The organism is Pseudomonas sp. SCT (genome assembly GCF_003864275.1).
Lineage (GTDB): Bacteria > Pseudomonadota > Gammaproteobacteria > Pseudomonadales > Pseudomonadaceae > Stutzerimonas > Stutzerimonas stutzeri_AE.
Window position 1 is genome coordinate 296,969 of the sequence record NZ_BDJA01000002.1, and the last position, 18,332, is coordinate 315,300.

Here is an 18,332-nt window from a genome sequence, read left to right on the forward strand (position 1 = left end):
AACCAGGAATCGGCAGCTGGGCACCCAGAGGCGCGGGGTGGTGAAGAGGTGGTCCAGGAAGCGGAGCAGGCTGCCGATCATGCGCGCACCGCCTGGTGCGTCATGACCCGCAGCACTGCGTTGACGACAGGCAGTCCGACGGCCACGGCGGTGTACAGGCTGACCGGCAGGTGCGGCTGCAGCATGCCGGTACCGGCCTCCAGCGCTACCAGCCCCGCGGCGATCGCATTGACCCACAGGGTGCGGCTGCGACTCCAATGCTTGCAGTCAGCCATGGCGCACGCCCTCCAGAATGCCGGCCAGCGCCAGACCTTCGGCGATCAGCGCGTCGCCATACCAATTGCCGCCGGGCAGCGGGCCGGTGCCGTTCTCATGCCGGACAATGGCCTGCACCAGGGCGCGCATGGTGGCGAAATCGTAGACGTCGACCGTCTCGTCGTCGGGGCCGATGCCGAGCGCCTTGGCGACTTGTTTGGCATAGGCGTCCGTGTTGTTTTCATGAGCTGGGGCCCAGCGCTCGATGATCTCGCGCACGCTGTCGATGCGGCTGCCATCGCGGGCGCGCCGTGCGTCCTGGTAGGTGAGGAGCGTGCGAGCAATGGCGCGAATGCCCCACACCGGGTGGCTGAAGACGATGAAGCGGCTATCGGCCTGTGCCACCGCCATGCCCTGCCAGCGGGTGCCGTTGCGCTCGATGTTGCCGGGGTTGTAGTTGCGAATACCGCGAGGCTGCTTGCGGGTCATGCGGACTCCTTTTGACCGATGGCTGCCCGCAGCTCGGCCAGGCGCGCACGACCGACCTCCGGGCGCGATTGCTTAACGTCGGATATGCGCCGAATTGGCTTAAGAGGGGCGGGGTCTGCGGCAGCTGCCTTGCGATGCAGCTCGCGATTGGCCTGGACGGCGCGGCGCCGTGCTTCGATGCGCTCGATGCCGTCCTTTGCCATGGTCCGCGCGATGGGGCGGAGTTCAATCGGGCAGCGTTCGAAAATCTCACGCTGGCGGCCCACGTCCGGGTAGGCATCGACGATGGCCTGGGCGTAGTCGCGGACGTGGCGCAGGGGGCGCTTGGGGGCTTCGATATCCATGCCGCCATGTTCGGCGGCGGCGGGATATCAGTGGATTCTGAGGGGGTTCAGTAGATACAAGAAGCCCCGCATGGAGCGGGGCTGTGGGTCAGAAATCTTTAAGCGAAAGATCGGGGTTGGCAATGGCTGCTTCGCACGCAGCAATATCCTCCTGCCAGCGCCTCTGATCATACGTTGCTGCCTCGCCTTTGTAGCCTCCCACGGCGCAGGTCGTCGCATAGGCCTGCACATCGATCATTGCCTGCCGGCAATCGCCGTACGGGAACAGCGCGCGATACTTCAGGTGATCGTCTGGCCACTGCTCAATTGCTGCATCGGCTTGCTTGGCTGCTTGATGGAGCTTCGGTACAGCCCGTGCGACGCAGAGTTCGGTGACTTCATTACGCAGGTCCTTGGCAGCCTGGAACAGCCCCTTGGCCATAGAGGCGGCCTCGCTGTCGGTGTAGACGCTCTCGATTTCGGCCGAGGCTAGCGCGGGGACGAGGAGCGCGATGGCTAGAATTATGGACTTCTTCATGTACACCTCCATATGCGAAAAGCCCCGCGGCCGGGGGCTTCGAAAGACTTCGTCGATCAGTGAAACAGGTCGCCAGTTGCATCAGGGCCGGGCTGTTTGAGGATCTCCCACACCCGCCGATCCGACAGCCCGTTGCTTCGGGCCAGCTCGGCGACCAGGGTGTTGGCGCTGACGCCTTCACGCACGCCTTGCTCGAACTGGCGGTTGATCTCCAGATCGCGCATCCGGCGAAGTGCTGCGGCGCAGCGGGGGATGTAGAGCGGCACGTTGGCCCAGCGCTCGACCATGATGTTGGCGGCGCGCTCGCCGATGACTTCGACCAGGGCCGCGTGGCGGATCACACCGAGGCGGCGCACGCCCTTGGCGACTGTCCAGGTAGTGCCGCCCAGTTCTTCGACCAGGCGTTGTGTCGCCGGCAGGCCGATGGCCTCGGCTAGCTCCTGAATCTGCCGAGGCAGTAGGGCTTTCACCTGGTCGAGTTGCATGGTTAGGTCGGTCTCCCGTGGCGTTCGGCATCGTATGCGAAAGCGGCGACCAGGCGTTGCAACTGGCCACTATCTAGCCATTCTACCCGTTCAACCTTGAACATTCGCAAGGCCATCGCATCGGCGTAGGCCCATGGGCGCCCCGCCTCGGCGAGAAAGGCCTCTATCTTGCCGGTCAGCGCTTTGCGATCGGGTGTTGGCTTGGGTTGCCGACCGGCCTTGCGCGCGGGTGCTGGTTGCCAGCCCAGGCGTTGAAACTCGGCGATGACCAGGCTGACCTGCCGCCGGTTGAGGTCCTTGGCCGAACGCACGCCAGCGACACGCGCCAGCAGCGCGCGATAGGTTTCATCGTCCAGGCCGAGCTGGGCTTTGGCGATGTGGATCTTGGCCAGGCTCATTGCTTGGCGCGCCGTTTGGTATTGCGCACTTCGTTGGTGCAGGCCTTGCACCAACTGCTCAGGCGATCCGGGCCTGCCGGGTAGAAGAACTCCCGGTCAGAGGGCCAGTACTCCGCGCACCTGGTGCACAGCTTTTCTGGTGCGTAGTCGGCGATGCGCGCGCGCGGCATGGCGCGCAGTTCGGCTTGCTGCAGGTTCATCATGCGTTCCTCGGGTTCATCGCAGCGGCAAATGTGTCCGGGTCGGTTTGCGCCAGCCTGGCCAGGTAACGAATGCCGAGCGTCAGCGCCTCGGCGTCCTCCTCGAAGCCGCCGCGGCTGCGCACCAGGTCGAGATCGGCACGGGTGCCGCCGTAGATTTCCAGCTTGAGGATTTCGGCCTGCATCACCTGGCGGTGCTGGGCGATGCGCTGGCGGCGATTGGTCTGGCGTTCACGTGCTAGACGGCGCTTACGTGCGACTGGGCTTTCCTGGCTCATGCGGCGTGCTCCAGCAGGGTTACGGCCATGGCAGCCACGTCGGCAGCGTAGAGGTAGCACGGCTCCTCCGTTTCGTAGCCGGCGTCAGCGATGGCCAGCACGGCATACCCGTAGCATGGGTATAAGGTTGGCTCGGTCGGCGTGTTGTAGGCCTGGCGCAGGCTGATACCCGCCAGGCGCTCGACCCAGGCGGCCCACTCGGCGCGGTTGCGTAACAGGTGCATAGTTCCTCGGCTGCTCATCAGTACCAGGCAACCACGCCTGGCAGACCAGCCCCGGCTACGGCGGGGTGGTTTCGCTTAGTTCAACGCCAGCGTTTGCGAACCTGCCACGCCGTGATTCAGCTGGACGCCACTTGCTGCGCGAACACCGTTGGCTGCGTCGTTAAGGGCGCGATCGCTGAGGCGGCCCTTGCTGGCGTTGCGGTCTTTGGCTGTGCCGTTCTGCAGCTCGGGGTGGTGCTTCTGGATGTAGGCCTCGACGGCGGTTGAAGGCGCCGCGCTGCCGGCGAATTCCTGGACCTTGGTGCGCACCGACCAGACCCAGGCGTCGCAGAACATGTCAGCGCGCTTGGTCTTGGTGGCCGGCTTGCAGCGCTTGAGGGTGTCGGCGATGTAGTCGCGACGGGCCTGGCGAACCTGGCGCAGCAGCAGGGTCATGGCGTAGCCGGCGATCTCGGCCATCTCGCCGATGAACGACCAGTTGCCGGGGCCCGCGATGAAGATGACGCGGCAGCTGTAGGCCCGCGCAACGGTGCCGGCCAGGCTCGCTTCCCACTGCGGCGGCGTGACCTTGGAGCCGCTGCGCGCAGCGACCTCCATGACGTCCGCCATCAGCACATCGGCTTCGCCGACCTGGTACTTCTCCATCAGCGCACGCGCCTGGCGCATGGCGGCGGCGGCTTCGTGGGGGTTGCTGCTCGCGGCGAGCCGCAGGCACTTCTTGATCTTTTCCAGGGCCTTCTTGTGGTCCATTGCTTCCTCGGCTGCTCATCAGTACCGGGCCACCACGCCCGGCAGACCAGCCCCGGCCAGGCCGGGGTGGTTTCGCTTAAGGATTGAGGGTTTCGCTCAGCGCCTTGGCTTCGACGAACTTGACCAGCCGCTTGGCGGGCACCTGCATCGGCTGTCCGGTGGACGGGTTGCGGCCATTGCGGGCGGCCCGCTCGGTGGGCTTGAGCCTTCCCAGGCCCGGCAGCGGTACGTCGAAGCCGCGCTTGAAGGCGCGCGTGGAGACGGCGCCGAACTGCTCCAGGACGGCGGCGACCTGGGTCTTGCTGATCGGCGTGCCGGTGGCGCCGAGTTCCTGGGTGATGGTGTCGATCAGCTCTTTCTTGGTGACGGTCATGAGTGGTGCTCCGTGGTTAGTGCAGGGTTGGTTTGGTGGTACCTGGGTTGCGAGCTGCCTTGCATTCGTCGCAGTTGCAGCGTTCTGCTTTGCTCTGGGCGATCTTCGAGACCACCTTCGGCAGGATGCCGATCAGGCCCTGGGCGAGCAGACCGGCTTTGCTATCGCTGGCTGCGGGCCCGGCCATGGCGATGGAGATGCCGTCGCCTTCGTCTTTGATGGTGATGATGTACTCGGCCATGGGGCCTCCTAGCGTTGACGGCAGGCGATGCCGTGCTGACGGCAGAGCTGGCGCAGGTCTTTCTCGTGGATGTTCAGGCTTTCGGCCATTTCCTTAGGGGTGCGGCCCAGCAGCGCCCAGGCGCGGATCAGCGCCACCGGGCTTGGCGTGGCCGGTGCCGGCTGGGCGATACGCCCGACCGGCTGTTTGGCCGTGGCTGGCTTCGGCGCTGCAGGTGCTGGCGTTGCGTCGGCCTGCTCGAACAGGTGGGCATAGACCGGCGTGCGGCGCGGGTTGATGACGAAGGGCTCGGGGCCGTCGAGCATCTTGGCGCCGACCTGCTCGATCTCACCGCCGCGGGCCAGAAAGGCCTCGGTCGCGGCGGCGATCCGGCGGCTTTCGGCTTCCAGCTCCGGCGAGCGCGCGGGCAGCGCGCAGAGGGTGCGGGCGTGCATCTCACACCCCCGCAATGTCGAGGCTGATAGGGCGGTACTGGTCGCCGTCTTCCTCGCGCTCGTAGACGCGCAGGTATTCCTTGGAGCCGACCACCTGGCAGGCTTCGCCGATGGCCTTCATCGCGCGCTGCCAGCGCTCGTCGCCTATCTCCAGGCGGCGCAGGGCGAGCACACGGGCGGTGCGGATCTCGCCCTTGGTGTCGGTGCGGAAGGCGTCGTTGACCAGGGTGACGACCTCGGGGCGGGCGCCTTCGGTCCAGTCGCGCAGGCATTCGTCGATCAGTGCGCGGGCGGCCTGCAGGCGCTCGTCCAGGACGATGCTTTCCTGCACCGCGAGCTGGATCTTGTAGCGGCCGTCGAAGCTGAGAAGGGTGACGTTGCCCTTCTTGCCGCCCACGCGGGCGCCGTATTCCTCAAAGCTCATCTCGATGAAGGCCTTGATGTCGCCGAAGGCCACCTGGCGGAAGTCGCGCAGTTCGCTGTTGAGTTCGCTGGCGCGGTCGACCAGCTGGCGCACCAGGCGGTCGCGCTCCAGGTCGATGGGTTTGATGATGCTTTCGTGCACCAGGCGGCCCTGGGCATCTTGCCGGTAACCGGCGGGGATCATTTGAGCGGTCATGTTGCGGGTACTCCTTAGTGTTGGGTTGCCCATTCTTCGGGGCGGCTGTAGCTGATGGCTTCGCGCCATTCGAGGGTTACGCCCATGAAGAGGGCGGTGTACTTGGTGCTGCCGGCACTGGCCGAGCGGGTGAAGCCCTGCAGCACGCGTTGGTTGAGCAGACGCCGCGCATCGTCCGGGTCGATGGTTAGGCGGTGGCCGGACGGGTCGAAGTGATGCAGGCGCACCTCCATGCGGCGCAGGGCGCGGGCGGCTTCGTTGAAGCTCTGCAGGCGGCCAGCCAGCGCCGGAGTGAGGACCTTGAGGCTGTGTTCAACGGCGGTTTGCATGGTGGCTCTCCTGCGCTTGGCAGCTCGGGTTGTGCGGGCAGTGCTGGCAGGCTTTCCAGTGCTGCATGGCCAATGGGTTGTGGGTGGGTGCCGGCTTTTCGCGGAATGCTTGGCACTGCACGACGGTGATGGTCGCTTCCAGTGCTGGGCATTCGAGCCGGCCCAATGCATCCATCACGCGGCGCTCCACGCCGGCCGTGCTGAGAGACGGATAGCAGTTGCGCAGCACGGTGCTGACGGTGGCGCGGTTCATGCCGATGCGCTTGGCGGCGGCGGTCATGTTGCTGCGCGCGACCTCGGCATCAAGTAGACGCACCCATAGCGGAGGCTCGGTTCCCCAGGCGAGCAGGCGTTCGGTTGGCTGGCTCATACGCGGGCGCCCTCCATTGGGCTGGATTTAGGCCTGTGTACGTAAACGATCTCGCCCAGGTTGGCGTCGAAGAGCTGGCCGTTGCGTTGCACCATTGGTGGTTTGGGGCCGGTGTACTTTCCTGGCAGCAAGCGGTAGCGGGAGCAGCGGCCCTTCGGCCCGCTCTTGCTCTGCGCAATTGCCGCTACATAGCCCGCACGCTGCAGCCAAAGCAGGTAGGCATATGCGGTTTTCGGTGTGGTGGGCACCGAGGCCGAGGCTTGCTCCGCCAGTTCCTCGGCGCTGATTTCGCCCAGGATGCGTAGCGTTCGCCACATGGCCTCAGTCCCGAGACCGCTGACGCGGGTTGTGCCCTTGCGAGTGATAGCCGGAGCCTCGACGCCACAGTCCTTGACCAGACGCAGAAACTGTTCGGCACCGCGCAGTGGTTTGGTACTGACGGCTTCGATGTAGCCGGCTCGTTTCAACGCGTTGAGGTAATAGCGGACGGTCTCCAGGTCTAGGTCGACCGCCCACGCTACGTGTTGCACTGTGAAGTTACGTTTTTCGGCTCGCAGGACTTCCCATATCCGCTGCCGATTGTCTTTGAGGCCGTTCATTTCCAGATTGATTGGCCTACGTCCGCCCGCCATTACGCACGCTTCCGAGCAGGAGCTTCGCCGGTGAACCAGGCACGACCGAGTTGCTTCCACTGCGCCAGGCTGACCGCCTGCAGGCCGATGGCTTCGGCTTCACCCTGGATGCGGTAGAGGTTGACCGCGACGCGGCGCAGGCAGCCTCGTACGGCATCGCGCAGATCTTCGAGAAGATCGTCACTCAAGTGCAGTTCCGGGTAGCTGGAGCGCGCTAGCGTCTGCATGTCTTCAAGGGTGGCCGGCTGAGCGGGCACCCATTCCAAGACACGGTTGTGCAGGCGTTCCAGGCGGGCCAGGCTCGCCGGCACGCGTTCCTCGCCGATCAGCACTAGGGTGCCCTGGCTGGCGTTGTAGATGTCGGTGATGATGTTGGCCACGGACTTGTCCAGCAGGTACTGAACGTCGTCGACGATCAGCGGTCGGCCGCTGCGCGACAACTGCTCGGCGACCTGATCAACCATTTCCGACATGTTGCGCGCCGGGGTGATGGCCATCTCGCGCAGTACGGCTGTCAGAAACGCCTTCTTGGTCCAGGTATCACGGCACTCGACGTAGTACGCGCGGTAGCGGTTAGCAGCCCAGGCTGCGCCGACCGATTTACCCAGGCCGCTAGGGCCGTACATGGCAATCAGGCCGGGCAGGCCGAGCGGGCGCGCCTGCGCTCGCTCAATGGCGCTGGTCAGTAGACCGACGTTAGTCAGCGGTACGATCTTGGTTACACTCATTACTGCTCTCCTTGTTGGCCTCCCCCGAGGCCGGTTGTGTTACGCGTGGACCTGTTGGCTCGGGTCCGCGTCGAACAAGTCACGCATCGAGGTGAATTCGCTACGGCTCGGGTAGTGCCCGTGCCAGCGCGCCTCGTGCTCTGTCAGTTGCTCGCCTTCACGCAGACGAGCGTCCAGTTGCTTCCACAGGCGGTAGCGCGCAACGCTGTCGCCGGGGAGCTGGAAGGTGTTCAGCTCCTCGATCTGCAGGGCAGCGTGTTGGCGGGCCGCTGCCATTTCTTCGTGGCTGAGCTGGGCGCTCGGCGCGCTGCTCGGCGCCAGCAGCTCGACTCGCTTGCCGGTAAGGGTTTCGAGCTTGTCCAGGGCGCGGGCCATCTGGCCCTGCTCGCGCTTCTCGTAGGCCTGCTCGATAAGTGGCTTGGGCATGTAGTCGCTGGCATTGCCGTCGACCAGGGCTTCGCCGAGCAGCTCCCCCTCCAGCGTCCGAACCCAGATGCGCGAGGCGTCCCGCACGTCGTAGGCGATGCGGACTTCTTCGCCGTGCAACTCGCGCAGGTCGCTCATGAAGTAGCGCTGGCCGGCCCAGGCGATCTCGCCGCGCACGGTCTTGCGGATGACTTGCGGTCGGAACAGGTCATTGACCAGGTCTACGGGCGCCAGCAACGGTTGCCATCCCTCGCCGAGTGCAGCGTCCCAGGCTTCGTTGGGGCTCTGGTGGCGCAGCCTGCCGGTGTGCGGATCGCGCACCTTTGGCAGCCCGCGATGCGGTTTCTGGTTGTAGGTCTCGATCTCGTACTCGACCCCGGCCATGAACTCGGCAAAGGTCGGAATGAGGCGCGTGCTACCGGTTTCGCGCAGTTGCTTGCGGCTGAGGCGGTGCACCTTGGTGCCGGCGTGCTTGTCCATGTCGGCGCCGATGTAGCTGGGCAGCTTCTTGGCGGCGTTGACCCAGACGGTCTGATGGGCGCGCTCGATGAGCCCGCGAGCCTGGCTGTTGTAGGGCAGGGCGTGGGTCATGGTGCCGCCGAGGCGATCAACGACTTCACGCACCGTGTCGTTGGCGAAGCCCGAGCCGTTGTCGACGTAGAAGATGGCGAACATGCCGCCGCGCTGGACTGCGTCGCGCAGTGCGTCCATCACGCCGATGGTGGATTCCGCTTCGCCAATGCTGATGCCGAGGATGCGCCGGGTTGCCACGTCGATGACCGTGGTGGTCTCCGGGCGGTACGGCTTGCCGGTGCGCGGGTTGAGGACCTCGGCGTCGAACTTGTGACCGTCCGCCGTGTAGACGTCGCAGGGCATTAGGCTCTTGGTGCTGCGGCGCTTGAATGGCTGCAGCGCCTTGAGTTCCTGCGGGGTCCGCCGGCCGGTCTCACGAGCCTCGGGGCTCAGTTTGTTCAGGAAGCGACGCACCTGGTGGATGCTCGGGCGCTCGCCCTGGCACTTGCCGGCGAACTCTGCGTAGGCAGCTTCAACGCTGGGCTTGGTCGGGCGCTGATAGCAGCGCAGGAAGTCTGCGGCCCAGTCCGGCACGGCCATATCTTTCTGCCGGCGCGCAGGAGCGAGCGCGGTTTCGCCATGCTTGCGGTAGTCCGACAGCCAGCGCTTGAGGGTGCGCTCGGACAGGCTGCGGTCTTCAGTCTTGCGGTCATTGGCACGGGTGACGCGCTCGTCCAGGTATGGGCTTAGCTCGCCAGTTTTGGCCAAGCCGACGAGTGTTTCGATTGCCCGTTGCTGGGTGACGACCTGGCTCATGCGCTCGATTTCACGCACGAAAGCCAACCGCGCGGTCATGACGTCGCGTTGCGAATCGCTCAAGCGTGACGCGGATTTCCTGTCACGCTCGGTCGGATTCGCCACCGGATTCGACACGGGCTCAGCGACTTCTGTAGGGGCATTCGCATTGACGTTTGCGGCCAGCAGAGCTGACTGGGTCTCGGGTGGCAGGACCGCAAAGGCGTATTCGATCGCCTTGCTGCCGAGGCGGCGTTGGCCTTCCCAGCCGTTACGAACTGCCATGGCCTTAACGTTGCGATCCGTTCCGGGCATGCCGGGCAGACCAGCAAGCTCTTGTGCAGTAAACCAATTACGCATGGCTCACCTCGAATCGAAACCTGGCGATGCTTGAGGCAGTGCTCATCCTTCGGCCCTCGTACGGTTTCTAACGTGTTTTGCCTTATGGCCTGCGGTATTCTTTTCGCCACGTGGAGCGGAGCGCTCGGCACGATTAGGACGATCACGTAGGGGGGAACCATTCGGTTTCCAGCGATCAGGCCAAAGGTCTACAGGATGAAGATCAAGAGCATTGGCGATAGCGCGTTCCATGCGTGGGTAGGGCATGCGCTTTGCCTTTTTCACAGCTGCGTCGGAGACGCCTTGTTCGCGGGCCAACTTGGCCAGCGAAGTGCCGCGGATGCGGAGCTGGTACTTGATCCATTCCCAGCGAAGGGATGGGTCGGACGGGACATCGCTTCTGTTCATGCTGAATTTCCATTTCAAACCACCTGGCAGGGTGGTTTTTTAGGCTTGCTAACGTTACCAACGGAACAAAGCCTAACGCGGAAATAAGCGTATAGCAATCGGATAAAAGAGCATCCGATGCATTTTTATAGGTGTCTTGCGCGTATTTATGAATAAGTCGAGTAAAATCAATGGGTTATGAGGAGTCGGATAAAACGGATGCCGGCTCCCTTCGTCATCCGATTGCCTCTGCGTCAATCGGATGCTTCAGGGATCGGCTCAAGACCGTGATGGGAACGATGGGGGCGCGCGCATTTGCGCGTACGTGCGGTCTATCCGAAGGCGCGATACGCAGTTATCTGAGTGGTGAGACATATCCGACCTTGGATCGTCTGGAGCTGATTGCTGCCGCTCACGATGTGGCGCCGGTTTGGCTTGCGTTTGGTCAGGCCGATCGTGTTACTGACATCGAGGAGAGCGACTACGTCTATATCCCGCTCTACGATGCGCGCTGCAGTGCAGGGCACGGCTCGTGGAATGAGAACTGTCGCGTGCTAACGCAGCTGGCGTTCACCAGATACAGCCTGCGTAAGAAGGGGCTTGATCCCGCACGCCTGTCGGCTATTCGTGTCGATGGAGATTCGATGGAGGGGCTGCTGAGCGACGGCGACACGGTCATGATCGACCACAGCCGGAATGCCCTGGAGGGTGAGGCCGTCTACGTGATCCGCCTGGACGACCACCTATACGCTAAGCGCCTGCAGCGCCAGTTCGATGGCTCGGTCCAGATCATCAGCGAGAACCAGGCGTACCGCGACATGCTCGTTCCAAGGGACCGCCTGGCTGACCTGGAGATCGTCGGCCGCGTGGTCTGGGCCGGTGGCTGGATGATTTGAGCGGCTGCCTCACTATGCGCTGAGTGAGTGCCAAACCTCGCACCAACTGCTGATTTTGAATGGCATCAATTGCCGAAAGCGCTTCGCATCTATTTGGCACAAATTGACAGCTCGTCGGCCCGCGCGGCTCGGCGCTATCCCGCACCGCGTCTGGCTGTCAGGGTTCCTCCCGGTTTGTCCCGGCTCATCCCACCGGGTTTCTCCTCTGTGCCAAACATAAAACCTCCCCACAGCAGTTCAGTGCAGAAATATCGTGTAACACGACGAACTTTTTTCAGACCCCAAACCTAAGTGATCTGTAGTGGCCGAATAAATGCAATGTGCCACCCCGCAGGCAAAGGAAGCGAATGTGAAGTGCGATAAGAAGGGTCGGTCCACCATGGTCTGGGCAGATGGTCACTCATTCAGAGAGGTAGCGAGAATTCAGGCGCAACCTGTTGGCAGCGCCGAAGTACGTAGCGTGCCTCTGACCGAGAAAATGTTCACCGAAGCACGTATCGCAGCTGTCCTGCTTGGCCCATTGCTGATCGATCTGCCCCAGGGTTGATAGCGCATGGAGCTCCGGCCGGCGCCGCGGAAGCGAGGGATCGCGAAGCGCGGCAAGGTGTTCACCGTATCAGTCGTGCTCAGGCGCCGCTGAATAGAACCAGCAGCACCACGCCAAGGATCAAACGGTAGATCACGAACGGCAGCATGCCGACGCGCTCCAACAGCTTCAGGAAGAAGTGGATGCACAGGTAGGCGCTCACCGCCGACAACACCACGCCAAGGCCCATCGCCGTCCAGTCCACGGCTACGCCGCCTTCCGCCAGATCGAGCATGCTCAAGGCGCTGGCCAGCACGATGATCGGGATCGACAGCAGGAAGGAGAAGCGCGCGGCGCCTGAGCGCGACAGCCCCAGTAGCAAGCCGGCGGTCATGGTCACGCCCGAGCGCGAGGTCCCGGGGATCAGCGCCAGGGCCTGAGCGCAGCCGATCAACAAGATGTCTTTCCAGCTGAGGCTGTGTTCATCACGTGGCTGCGGTGTTTTCCGGCTGACCACATCCGACCACCACAGCAACAGGCCGAAGCCGATGGTCGCCCAGGCGATTACCAGTGGCGAGCGCATCTGCTCTTCGATGAAGCCCTTGAACAGCAGCCCGGCGATGCCAGCCGGAATCGTTCCGAGGATCACGGCCCACGCCAGTCGGCTGTCGCCCACGCGTTCACGCTTCGCCAGCGAAGCGAACCAGTCGCGGGTCATGCCGAACACTTCCTGGCGGAAGTACCAGACCACGGCGAACAGCGTGCCGAGATGTACGGCGACATCGAATGCCAATCCCTGGTCTTCCCAGCCCGCCAGATGCGGGAAGAGGATCAGATGAGCCGAGCTCGATACCGGCAAGAACTCGGTAAGCCCCTGCACAATGGCCAGGACGATGATCTGAAGTAAATCCATTGCGTTTTCCTGCGATGTCTTCTGATGCACGCGCATTGTCGAGACGGGCGTGCGTTGAGCGGATGGTCTGCGCGAGGTGATGCCTCGAGGCCTCCTTCAGAGGCGCTCAAAGGCGGATCGTTCCGGTTGGTCGGGCAATTTGCTGGATATGGCGTTGTGACATTGTGGCATCAAGTTGCAGGCGGACGTCAGCTTCGGCTTGCCAGCAGGCACGGCGCATGGCTGCCGAGGTCGCTGCGGCGCTAGAATCAGCGCCTCGTTCGCCAAGGAGTCGCCCCATGTCCGACCTGCCAACTCTCGCCTTTGCCGGTATCGGCCTGATGGGCCTGCCAATGTGCCGGCGCCTGCTCGCCGCGGGGTATCGTCTGGTCGTGTGGAATCGATCGCCCGAGAAGTGCGAGCCGCTGGTCGCGCTGGGCGCTAGGGCAGTAGCCACGCCTGCCGAACTCTGCGCGGAGGCGGACATCGTCCTGCTTTGCCTGGCTGACACCGCGGCTGTGCGCGAGGTGCTGTTCGGCAAGGGCGGCATTGCCGAAGGTGGCAAGGCCGGCAAGCTGCTGGTCGATCACTCCAGTCTCGAACCGGCCGCTACCCGTGACATGGCCGCTGAGCTGGAGTTTCGCAGTGGCATGCGCTGGGTGGACGCGCCGGTGTCCGGTGGTACTCCGGGGGCGGAAGCCGGCAGCCTGGTGATCATGGCGGGCGGGCGCGTCGAGGATGTCGAGCGGGTGCGGCCGGTGCTGATGAATCTCGGTCAGCGCCTGACCCATATGGGCGAGGTCGGGGCCGGCCAGGTGACGAAAGTCTGCAATCAGATGATTGTCGCCTGCAATGCGCTGGTGATCGCCGAGGTGGTGGCCTTGGCCGAACGAGCCGGGGTCGACGCCAGCCTGCTGGCACCGGCACTGGCTGGAGGCTTCGCCGATTCCAGGCCGCTGCAGATCCTCGCTCCACAGATGGCCGCGAGTGAATTCGAACCGGTGAAATGGCATGTGCGCACCTTGCTCAAGGACCTCGACACCGCAGTGAAACTGTCCCGCGAGCAGGGTTCGGCGACGCCATTGAGCGGACTGGCGGCACAGCTGATGCGTCTGCACGGCAGCCAGGGCAATCTGGAGCGCGATCCCGCCACGCTGGTGCAGATGTACTGGGAGGACGAGCAATGAAGATCGCCGCCAATCTGTCGCTGCTGTTCACCGAACTGCCGCTAACCGAACGCATCCTGGCCGCCCGCGTCGCCGGTTTCGATGGGGTGGAGATCCAGTTTCCCTATGAAGTGCCGGCCATGCGCCTGAAAGAACAGCTCGAGCGCGCCGGCATGCCGCTGGTGCTGATCAATCTGCCCGCTGGCGATTTGCTGCAGGGCGGGCCAGGTCTGGCGGCGGTGCCGGATCGGCAGGAGGCCTTCGACGCGGCGCTACAGGAGGCACTGACCTATGCGTTGATGGTTCGCCCGGCCAGCGTCAACGTGCTGCCGGGTCGCCTCGCCGAGGGCGTCGACCGAGAGCTGGCGCTGGAGACCCTGGAGCACAATCTGTGGAAAACCGCCGACGCCTTCGACATGCTCGGCATCCGCGTGCTCTGCGAAGCGATCAATCCACTCGACATGCGGGGCTTTCTGATCAACAGCGCGGCGGATCTCGAGGCGCTGCTGGAGCGGGTCGATCACCCCAACTGCATGGCGCAGCTGGATTTCTACCATATGGCCCGCCAACAGCTGGACCTGCCCAACTGCATCGCCCAGTTGGGTGAGCGCATCGGTCATGTGCAATTCGCCGATTGCCCGGGCCGCGGCGCGCCCGGTAGCGGTGAGCTGGACTTCAGCGCAGCGCTGCAAGCCTTGCAGGCCGCCGGCTACCAGGGCTGGCTGAGCGCCGAGTACAAACCGGGCGAGCAGGGCACCGATGCCAGCCTGGGCTGGCTGGCCGATTGGCGCGAGCGGTGAGCCATCGCGCGGCATAAGCGAAGGTGATGTTCGGAGACAGGAGCAGGCACAGACTCTAGAGTCATCGTCGAGTCCCGGCTGGTCTGCGGCCGGAAATATAAGAACAATCGAGACCGACGTCATGCAGCCTTCCACCCAAGCATCCAACGCCTGGCGCGTGCTGTTTCTGCTGTTTCTGGCGAACCTGTTCAACTTCTTCGATCGCACCATTCCGGCGATCATCGCCGAGCCGATCCGCCTGGAGTGGAGCCTCAACGACTTCCAGCTCGGCCTGATCGGCACCGCTTTCACCATCGTCTATGCCATTGCCGGTCTGCCCCTGGGGCGCATGGCCGATCTCGGTTCGCGGCGCAAGATCATGGGCTGGGGGCTGACTGCCTGGAGCGGCCTGACGGCGGTCAACGGGCTGGCCTGGAACTTCTGGAGCTTCCTCCTGGTGCGCATGGGCATCGGCATCGGCGAAGCCAGTTACGCGCCGGCCGCCAACTCGCTGATCGGCGACCTGTTTCCGGCGCACAAACGCGCGCGGGCGATGGGCATCTTCATGCTCGGCCTGCCGCTGGGGCTGCTGCTGGCTTTTTTCACCATCGGCTCGATGGTCGAGGCGTTCGGCAGCTGGCGTGCGCCGTTCTTTATCGCTGCCGTGCCAGGCCTGGTGCTGGCGCTGTTCATCTTCTTCATCAAGGAGCCCAAGCGTGGCGCCGCCGAGACCGTCAAGGTATCCCAGGAACCGGTGAAGCAGCCGATGCGCAAGGTGCTGTCTATCCGCACTTTCTGGTGGCTGGTGCTGGCCGGGCTGGCGTTCAACTTCGCGACCTATGCCTGTAATGCCTTCATGGTGCCGCTGCTGATGCGCTATCACGGGGTCTCGCTGGTCCAAGCCTCGGTGGCCACCGGCGTGATCGTCGGCTTGACCGGTCTGTTCGGGCTGACGCTGGGTGGCTGGGTTGCCGATCGCATTCACCAGCGCTTCGCCCGCGGTCGCCTGATCTTCGCGGCGGTGAGCATGTTGATCGCGACCATCGCGACCGGCTATGCGCTGCTGGCCGGGCGTATCGAGGTCGGCATGTTCGTCGCGGTGTTCAGCATCGGCTGGCTGTTCTCCTACAACTTCTATACCTGCGTCTACACGGCAATTCAGGACGTGGTCGAGCCGCGTCTGCGGGCCACGGCCATGGCGCTGTTCTTCGCCGGGCTGTATCTGCTCGGTGGCGGTATGGGGACGGTAGTGGTCGGCCTGCTCTCGGACCATTTCGCCGAAGCAGCAATGCTGGCGGCGGGCGCCAGCGAGATGGCCGAGGCCTTCCGCGCCGAGGGGCTGCACGGGGCGATGTACCTGATACCCGCCTCGTTGCTGCTGACCATGGTGTTCCTCTTCCAGGCGTCGCGGACGTTCTGTGCCGATGCCAAGCGCATGACTGCCGGGATGACGGCGGATGCGCCTGGCGCGGAGGCAGTGCCTGCCTGATACGGCGTAGCGTTATGGGGTTTGTGCCCGGACCAGCGATGGCCGGGCATTTTTTTGGCCTCAAGTAACGCGGCTGACGATAGGCCTGCAACCGAGGGCGGCCTCCTTTACACTGCGCGGCCGTTTTTCAGTACCCGCGGAAAAAGACCATGCCCAACGTCCTACCTGCCCGCGCCTGCGGCATCGACTTCGGTACTTCCAACTCCACGGTTGGTTGGTGGCGCCCGGACATGGACCCGCTGATCGTGCTCGAGGGCGAGCAGCCGACATTGCCATCGGTGGTGTTCTTCAACCTCGAGGAGCGCCGGCCGGTCTATGGTCGCCAGGCGTTGAGCGAATACCTCGAAGGCTACGAGGGACGCCTGATGCGCTCGCTCAAGAGCCTGCTCGGCTCCAAGTTGCTGAAAAGCGAAACCACGGTGCTGGGCAGCGCGATGCCGTTCAAGGAAATCCTCGGCCTGTTTCTCGGCACCCTCAAGCAGCGCGCCGAAACGGCTGCGGGTCGGCCATTCGAGCAGGTCGTGCTGGGGCGACCGGTGTTTTTCGTCGATGACGACCCGCAAGCCGACCGCGAGGCGGCGGACACCCTCGCCGCTGCCGCCCGCAAGATCGGCTTCAAGGACGTGTCCTTCCAGTACGAGCCGATCGCCGCGGCGTTCGACTACGAGTCGCGTATCGAACGCGAAGAGCGCGTGCTGATCGTCGATATCGGCGGTGGTACCTCCGACTTCTCGCTGGTGCGGCTATCGCCCGAGCGCCGGGCTGTCGATGATCGTCAGGCGGACATTCTCGCTACCGGCGGCGTGCATATCGGCGGTACCGACTTCGACAAGCAGCTCAGCCTGAGCGGGGTGATGCCGCTGTTCGGCTATGGCAGCCGGATGAAGAGCGATGCGCCGATGCCGACCAGTACGCACCTCAACCTGGCCACCTGGCACACCATCAACGCCGTTTACGCGCCGGCCTCGCTACGAGCGCTGCAGAGCATGCGCTACGACATCGTCGATCCTACCGGCATTGATCGGTTGTACCGCCTGATCGAACAGCGTGCCGGGCACTGGCTGGCCATGCAGGTGGAGCAGGGCAAGATCGAGCTGACCGAGGCGGAGCGTTTCGCCATCGACTTCCAGCGCATTGAACCGCACTTGCAGGCCGAGTTGACGCGTCAGGGTTTCGAAAGCGCCATCGCCGCACTGCTTGACCGTATCGGTGGCAGCATCAATCAGCTGCTGGCGGATGCCGGCGTGCGCCATGATGAGGTCGATACGGTGTTCTTCACCGGTGGCTCGAGCGCTATTCCTGCACTGCGCGACAGCGTTGCCGGGCTGCTCCCCCGTGCACGGCATGTCGAAGGCAATCGCTTCGGCAGCATCGGCAGCGGATTGGCCATCGAGGCGCGCAAGCGCTACGGTTGAGTCGGGAACGACGTCACGCGCTGACACATAAACTTCACACTCGCGTGTCAACGCCGGGCTTGGCGTACGGGTCCCAGTACTGGTGCTCAAACGGAGCGTCCTTATCGAGGAGAACCTGATGGCCTATCGCATACGCCCTGCACGCAACGCCGCCAAGGAGGTGCGCAAGGTCGCCCTGCAGCGCATCGAAAAGGCGATCCAGGCGCTTTGCGTCGAGCCGGCCGAGCGTGCGGAAGGGGTGCACCAGGCGCGCAAGCGCTTCAAGGAGCTGCGTGCGCTGTTGCGCTTGGTGCGCGAGCCTCTCGGTGCGCGATTCAAGCTCGACAATCGCCGGCTGCGCGACATGGGACGCTCCCTGGCGGAATCGCGTGATGCAGCGGCCATGCTGGAAAGCTGGGATGCCCTGGCGCGCACCGACCAGTCGCTGTTCGTTGGCGATGCGTTTCGGCAGATCCGCCTGCACTTGCAGCAGCGCGCCGCGCCGGAGGGCGACGTGCATAGCGGTTTCGAGGCGGACGTGGCGCAAGTGCTGGGCGAGCTGCGCGCACTGATCCAGGATGTGCAGCATTGGAAGCTCCCGGGCAAGGGCTTCGGCCTGCTGGCCGACGGCATCCGTCGGACCTACACCGACGGCGTGCGGGATCTGGCGCGTGCGGAGAAGGATGGCTCTGACGAGCTGCTGCATGAGTGGCGCAAGCGGGTGAAAGACCACTGGTATCACTGCCAGCTGCTGTCGCCGTGCTGGCCGGATGCGCTGGAAAGCCGTGCCGAGCAGCTCAAGCAGGTGGCCGATGCACTGGGGGACGATCACGACCTGGCGGTGATGACGCAGCTGATGCAGGACGAGCCGGAGCTGTTCGGTCCGCCGGAAACCCGCGACGTGTTGCAGCGCTGCATCGAGCAGCGGCGCGCGCAGTTGCAGCAGCGTGCATTGCGCCTCGGTCGCAGGCTGTATGCCGAGCCGCCGAAGGCCCTGGTTGGGCGAATTGGCGCCTACTGGGGTATCGCGCGGAAAGAGCAGGGGTAGGCACCCTTTGCTCCAT

27 protein-coding genes and 2 other RNA genes are annotated in these 18,332 nt (G+C 64.2%); 6 read left to right on the top strand and 23 right to left on the bottom strand.

The window, feature by feature from the left end:
- Positions 1–77: 77 nt before the first annotated feature.
- The 22 genes from BHD08_RS05870 to BHD08_RS05975 all read right to left on the bottom strand — a co-directional run bounded on the left by BHD08_RS05870 (position 78) and on the right by BHD08_RS05975 (position 10,147).
- Positions 78–275 carry a hypothetical protein gene (locus BHD08_RS05870; RefSeq protein WP_125021126.1) on the bottom strand — a complete coding sequence of 66 codons (198 nt, stop codon included), beginning with the start codon at positions 273–275 and terminating at the stop codon, positions 78–80.
- Positions 268–744, bottom strand: coding sequence for a structural protein (locus tag BHD08_RS05875; RefSeq protein ID WP_125021127.1), 477 nt, complete (start codon positions 742–744; stop codon positions 268–270). The genes BHD08_RS05870 and BHD08_RS05875 overlap by 8 nt, the downstream gene beginning before the upstream one ends.
- On the bottom strand, positions 741–1,088 hold the full coding sequence (locus BHD08_RS05880) for a hypothetical protein (RefSeq protein WP_125021128.1): 348 nt from the start codon (positions 1,086–1,088) through the stop codon (positions 741–743). Before BHD08_RS05880 ends, BHD08_RS05875 begins: the two co-directional genes overlap by 4 nt.
- Positions 1,089–1,176: 88 nt before the next feature.
- A complete protein-coding gene (locus BHD08_RS05885) occupies positions 1,177–1,605 on the bottom strand; it encodes a hypothetical protein (protein WP_125021129.1) in 429 nt (142 codons plus the stop codon).
- A 56-nt stretch (positions 1,606–1,661) separates the two neighbouring features.
- Complete coding sequence (locus BHD08_RS05890) at positions 1,662–2,090, bottom strand: Mor transcription activator family protein (protein ID WP_125021130.1); 429 nt, start codon at positions 2,088–2,090, stop codon at positions 1,662–1,664.
- A gap of 2 nt (positions 2,091–2,092) precedes the next feature.
- Positions 2,093–2,488: a gp16 family protein gene (locus BHD08_RS05895; RefSeq protein ID WP_125021131.1), complete on the bottom strand. Its 396-nt coding sequence runs from the start codon at positions 2,486–2,488 to the stop codon at positions 2,093–2,095.
- Positions 2,485–2,688 (bottom strand): hypothetical protein, encoded by a 204-nt coding sequence (locus tag BHD08_RS05900; protein WP_125021132.1) that lies wholly within the window; start codon positions 2,686–2,688, stop codon positions 2,485–2,487. Before BHD08_RS05900 ends, BHD08_RS05895 begins: the two co-directional genes overlap by 4 nt.
- Complete coding sequence (locus tag BHD08_RS05905; protein ID WP_125021133.1) at positions 2,688–2,966, bottom strand: hypothetical protein; 279 nt, start codon at positions 2,964–2,966, stop codon at positions 2,688–2,690. Before BHD08_RS05905 ends, BHD08_RS05900 begins: the two co-directional genes overlap by 1 nt.
- Positions 2,963–3,190 (bottom strand): hypothetical protein, encoded by a 228-nt coding sequence (locus tag BHD08_RS05910; RefSeq protein ID WP_125021134.1) that lies wholly within the window; start codon positions 3,188–3,190, stop codon positions 2,963–2,965. Before BHD08_RS05910 ends, BHD08_RS05905 begins: the two co-directional genes overlap by 4 nt.
- 4 nt (positions 3,191–3,194) lie before the next feature.
- Positions 3,195–3,267: hammerhead ribozyme type II (locus BHD08_RS05915), an RNA gene on the bottom strand.
- The gene (locus BHD08_RS05920; RefSeq protein WP_125021135.1) at positions 3,266–3,940 is read right to left on the bottom strand and encodes a DUF2786 domain-containing protein; all 675 of its coding nucleotides are present in this window, start codon (positions 3,938–3,940) and stop codon (positions 3,266–3,268) included. The genes BHD08_RS05915 and BHD08_RS05920 overlap by 2 nt, the downstream gene beginning before the upstream one ends.
- A gap of 5 nt (positions 3,941–3,945) precedes the next feature.
- Positions 3,946–4,018, bottom strand: an RNA gene (locus BHD08_RS05925) — hammerhead ribozyme type II.
- The gene (locus tag BHD08_RS05930) at positions 4,017–4,313 is read right to left on the bottom strand and encodes an HU family DNA-binding protein (RefSeq protein WP_125021136.1); all 297 of its coding nucleotides are present in this window, start codon (positions 4,311–4,313) and stop codon (positions 4,017–4,019) included. The genes BHD08_RS05925 and BHD08_RS05930 overlap by 2 nt, the downstream gene beginning before the upstream one ends.
- Before the next feature lie 16 nt (positions 4,314–4,329).
- Positions 4,330–4,554 carry a hypothetical protein gene (locus tag BHD08_RS05935; protein WP_125021137.1) on the bottom strand — a complete coding sequence of 75 codons (225 nt, stop codon included), beginning with the start codon at positions 4,552–4,554 and terminating at the stop codon, positions 4,330–4,332.
- 8 nt (positions 4,555–4,562) lie between these two features.
- Complete coding sequence (locus BHD08_RS05940) at positions 4,563–4,988, bottom strand: hypothetical protein (protein WP_125021138.1); 426 nt, start codon at positions 4,986–4,988, stop codon at positions 4,563–4,565.
- Between the two features lies 1 nt (position 4,989).
- Positions 4,990–5,607 carry a DUF3164 family protein gene (locus tag BHD08_RS05945; RefSeq protein ID WP_125021139.1) on the bottom strand — a complete coding sequence of 206 codons (618 nt, stop codon included), beginning with the start codon at positions 5,605–5,607 and terminating at the stop codon, positions 4,990–4,992.
- Between the two features lie 14 nt (positions 5,608–5,621).
- Positions 5,622–5,936, bottom strand: coding sequence for a hypothetical protein (locus BHD08_RS05950; protein WP_125021140.1), 315 nt, complete (start codon positions 5,934–5,936; stop codon positions 5,622–5,624).
- Complete coding sequence (locus BHD08_RS05955) at positions 5,920–6,306, bottom strand: hypothetical protein (RefSeq protein ID WP_125021141.1); 387 nt, start codon at positions 6,304–6,306, stop codon at positions 5,920–5,922. The genes BHD08_RS05950 and BHD08_RS05955 overlap by 17 nt, the downstream gene beginning before the upstream one ends.
- Positions 6,303–6,836 carry a hypothetical protein gene (locus tag BHD08_RS05960; protein ID WP_125021142.1) on the bottom strand — a complete coding sequence of 178 codons (534 nt, stop codon included), beginning with the start codon at positions 6,834–6,836 and terminating at the stop codon, positions 6,303–6,305. The genes BHD08_RS05955 and BHD08_RS05960 overlap by 4 nt, the downstream gene beginning before the upstream one ends.
- A 101-nt stretch (positions 6,837–6,937) precedes the next feature.
- On the bottom strand, positions 6,938–7,666 hold the full coding sequence (locus BHD08_RS05965) for an AAA family ATPase (protein ID WP_125021143.1): 729 nt from the start codon (positions 7,664–7,666) through the stop codon (positions 6,938–6,940).
- 39 nt (positions 7,667–7,705) lie between these two features.
- Positions 7,706–9,760: a DNA-binding protein gene (locus BHD08_RS05970; RefSeq protein WP_125021144.1), complete on the bottom strand. Its 2,055-nt coding sequence runs from the start codon at positions 9,758–9,760 to the stop codon at positions 7,706–7,708.
- Between the two features lie 42 nt (positions 9,761–9,802).
- Positions 9,803–10,147, bottom strand: a complete 345-nt coding sequence (locus BHD08_RS05975; protein WP_125021145.1) for a helix-turn-helix domain-containing protein — start codon at positions 10,145–10,147, stop codon at positions 9,803–9,805.
- A gap of 170 nt (positions 10,148–10,317) precedes the next feature.
- Here BHD08_RS05975 and BHD08_RS05980 point away from each other — a divergent pair, with 170 nt between their 5' ends.
- Positions 10,318–11,022, top strand: coding sequence for a S24 family peptidase (locus BHD08_RS05980; protein ID WP_125021146.1), 705 nt, complete (start codon positions 10,318–10,320; stop codon positions 11,020–11,022).
- Between the two features lie 626 nt (positions 11,023–11,648).
- Here BHD08_RS05980 and BHD08_RS05990 read toward each other — a convergent pair.
- On the bottom strand, positions 11,649–12,461 hold the full coding sequence (locus BHD08_RS05990; protein ID WP_015276191.1) for an undecaprenyl-diphosphate phosphatase: 813 nt from the start codon (positions 12,459–12,461) through the stop codon (positions 11,649–11,651).
- Between the two features lie 278 nt (positions 12,462–12,739).
- On the opposite strand from BHD08_RS05990, the gene BHD08_RS05995 reads away from it, so the two are divergent.
- From BHD08_RS05995 to BHD08_RS06015, 5 genes are all read left to right on the top strand, one after another.
- On the top strand, positions 12,740–13,627 hold the full coding sequence (locus BHD08_RS05995) for an NAD(P)-dependent oxidoreductase (RefSeq protein WP_015276192.1): 888 nt from the start codon (positions 12,740–12,742) through the stop codon (positions 13,625–13,627).
- A complete protein-coding gene (locus BHD08_RS06000) occupies positions 13,624–14,406 on the top strand; it encodes a hydroxypyruvate isomerase family protein (RefSeq protein WP_015276193.1) in 783 nt (260 codons plus the stop codon). Before BHD08_RS05995 ends, BHD08_RS06000 begins: the two co-directional genes overlap by 4 nt.
- 121 nt (positions 14,407–14,527) lie before the next feature.
- Positions 14,528–15,874 (top strand): MFS transporter, encoded by a 1,347-nt coding sequence (locus tag BHD08_RS06005; protein ID WP_015276194.1) that lies wholly within the window; start codon positions 14,528–14,530, stop codon positions 15,872–15,874.
- A 149-nt stretch (positions 15,875–16,023) separates the two neighbouring features.
- Positions 16,024–17,289, top strand: a complete 1,266-nt coding sequence (locus BHD08_RS06010) for an Hsp70 family protein (RefSeq protein WP_015276195.1) — start codon at positions 16,024–16,026, stop codon at positions 17,287–17,289.
- A 118-nt stretch (positions 17,290–17,407) separates the two neighbouring features.
- Positions 17,408–18,316, top strand: a complete 909-nt coding sequence (locus tag BHD08_RS06015; RefSeq protein ID WP_015276196.1) for a CHAD domain-containing protein — start codon at positions 17,408–17,410, stop codon at positions 18,314–18,316.
- The last annotated feature ends 16 nt before the right edge of the window (positions 18,317–18,332 follow it).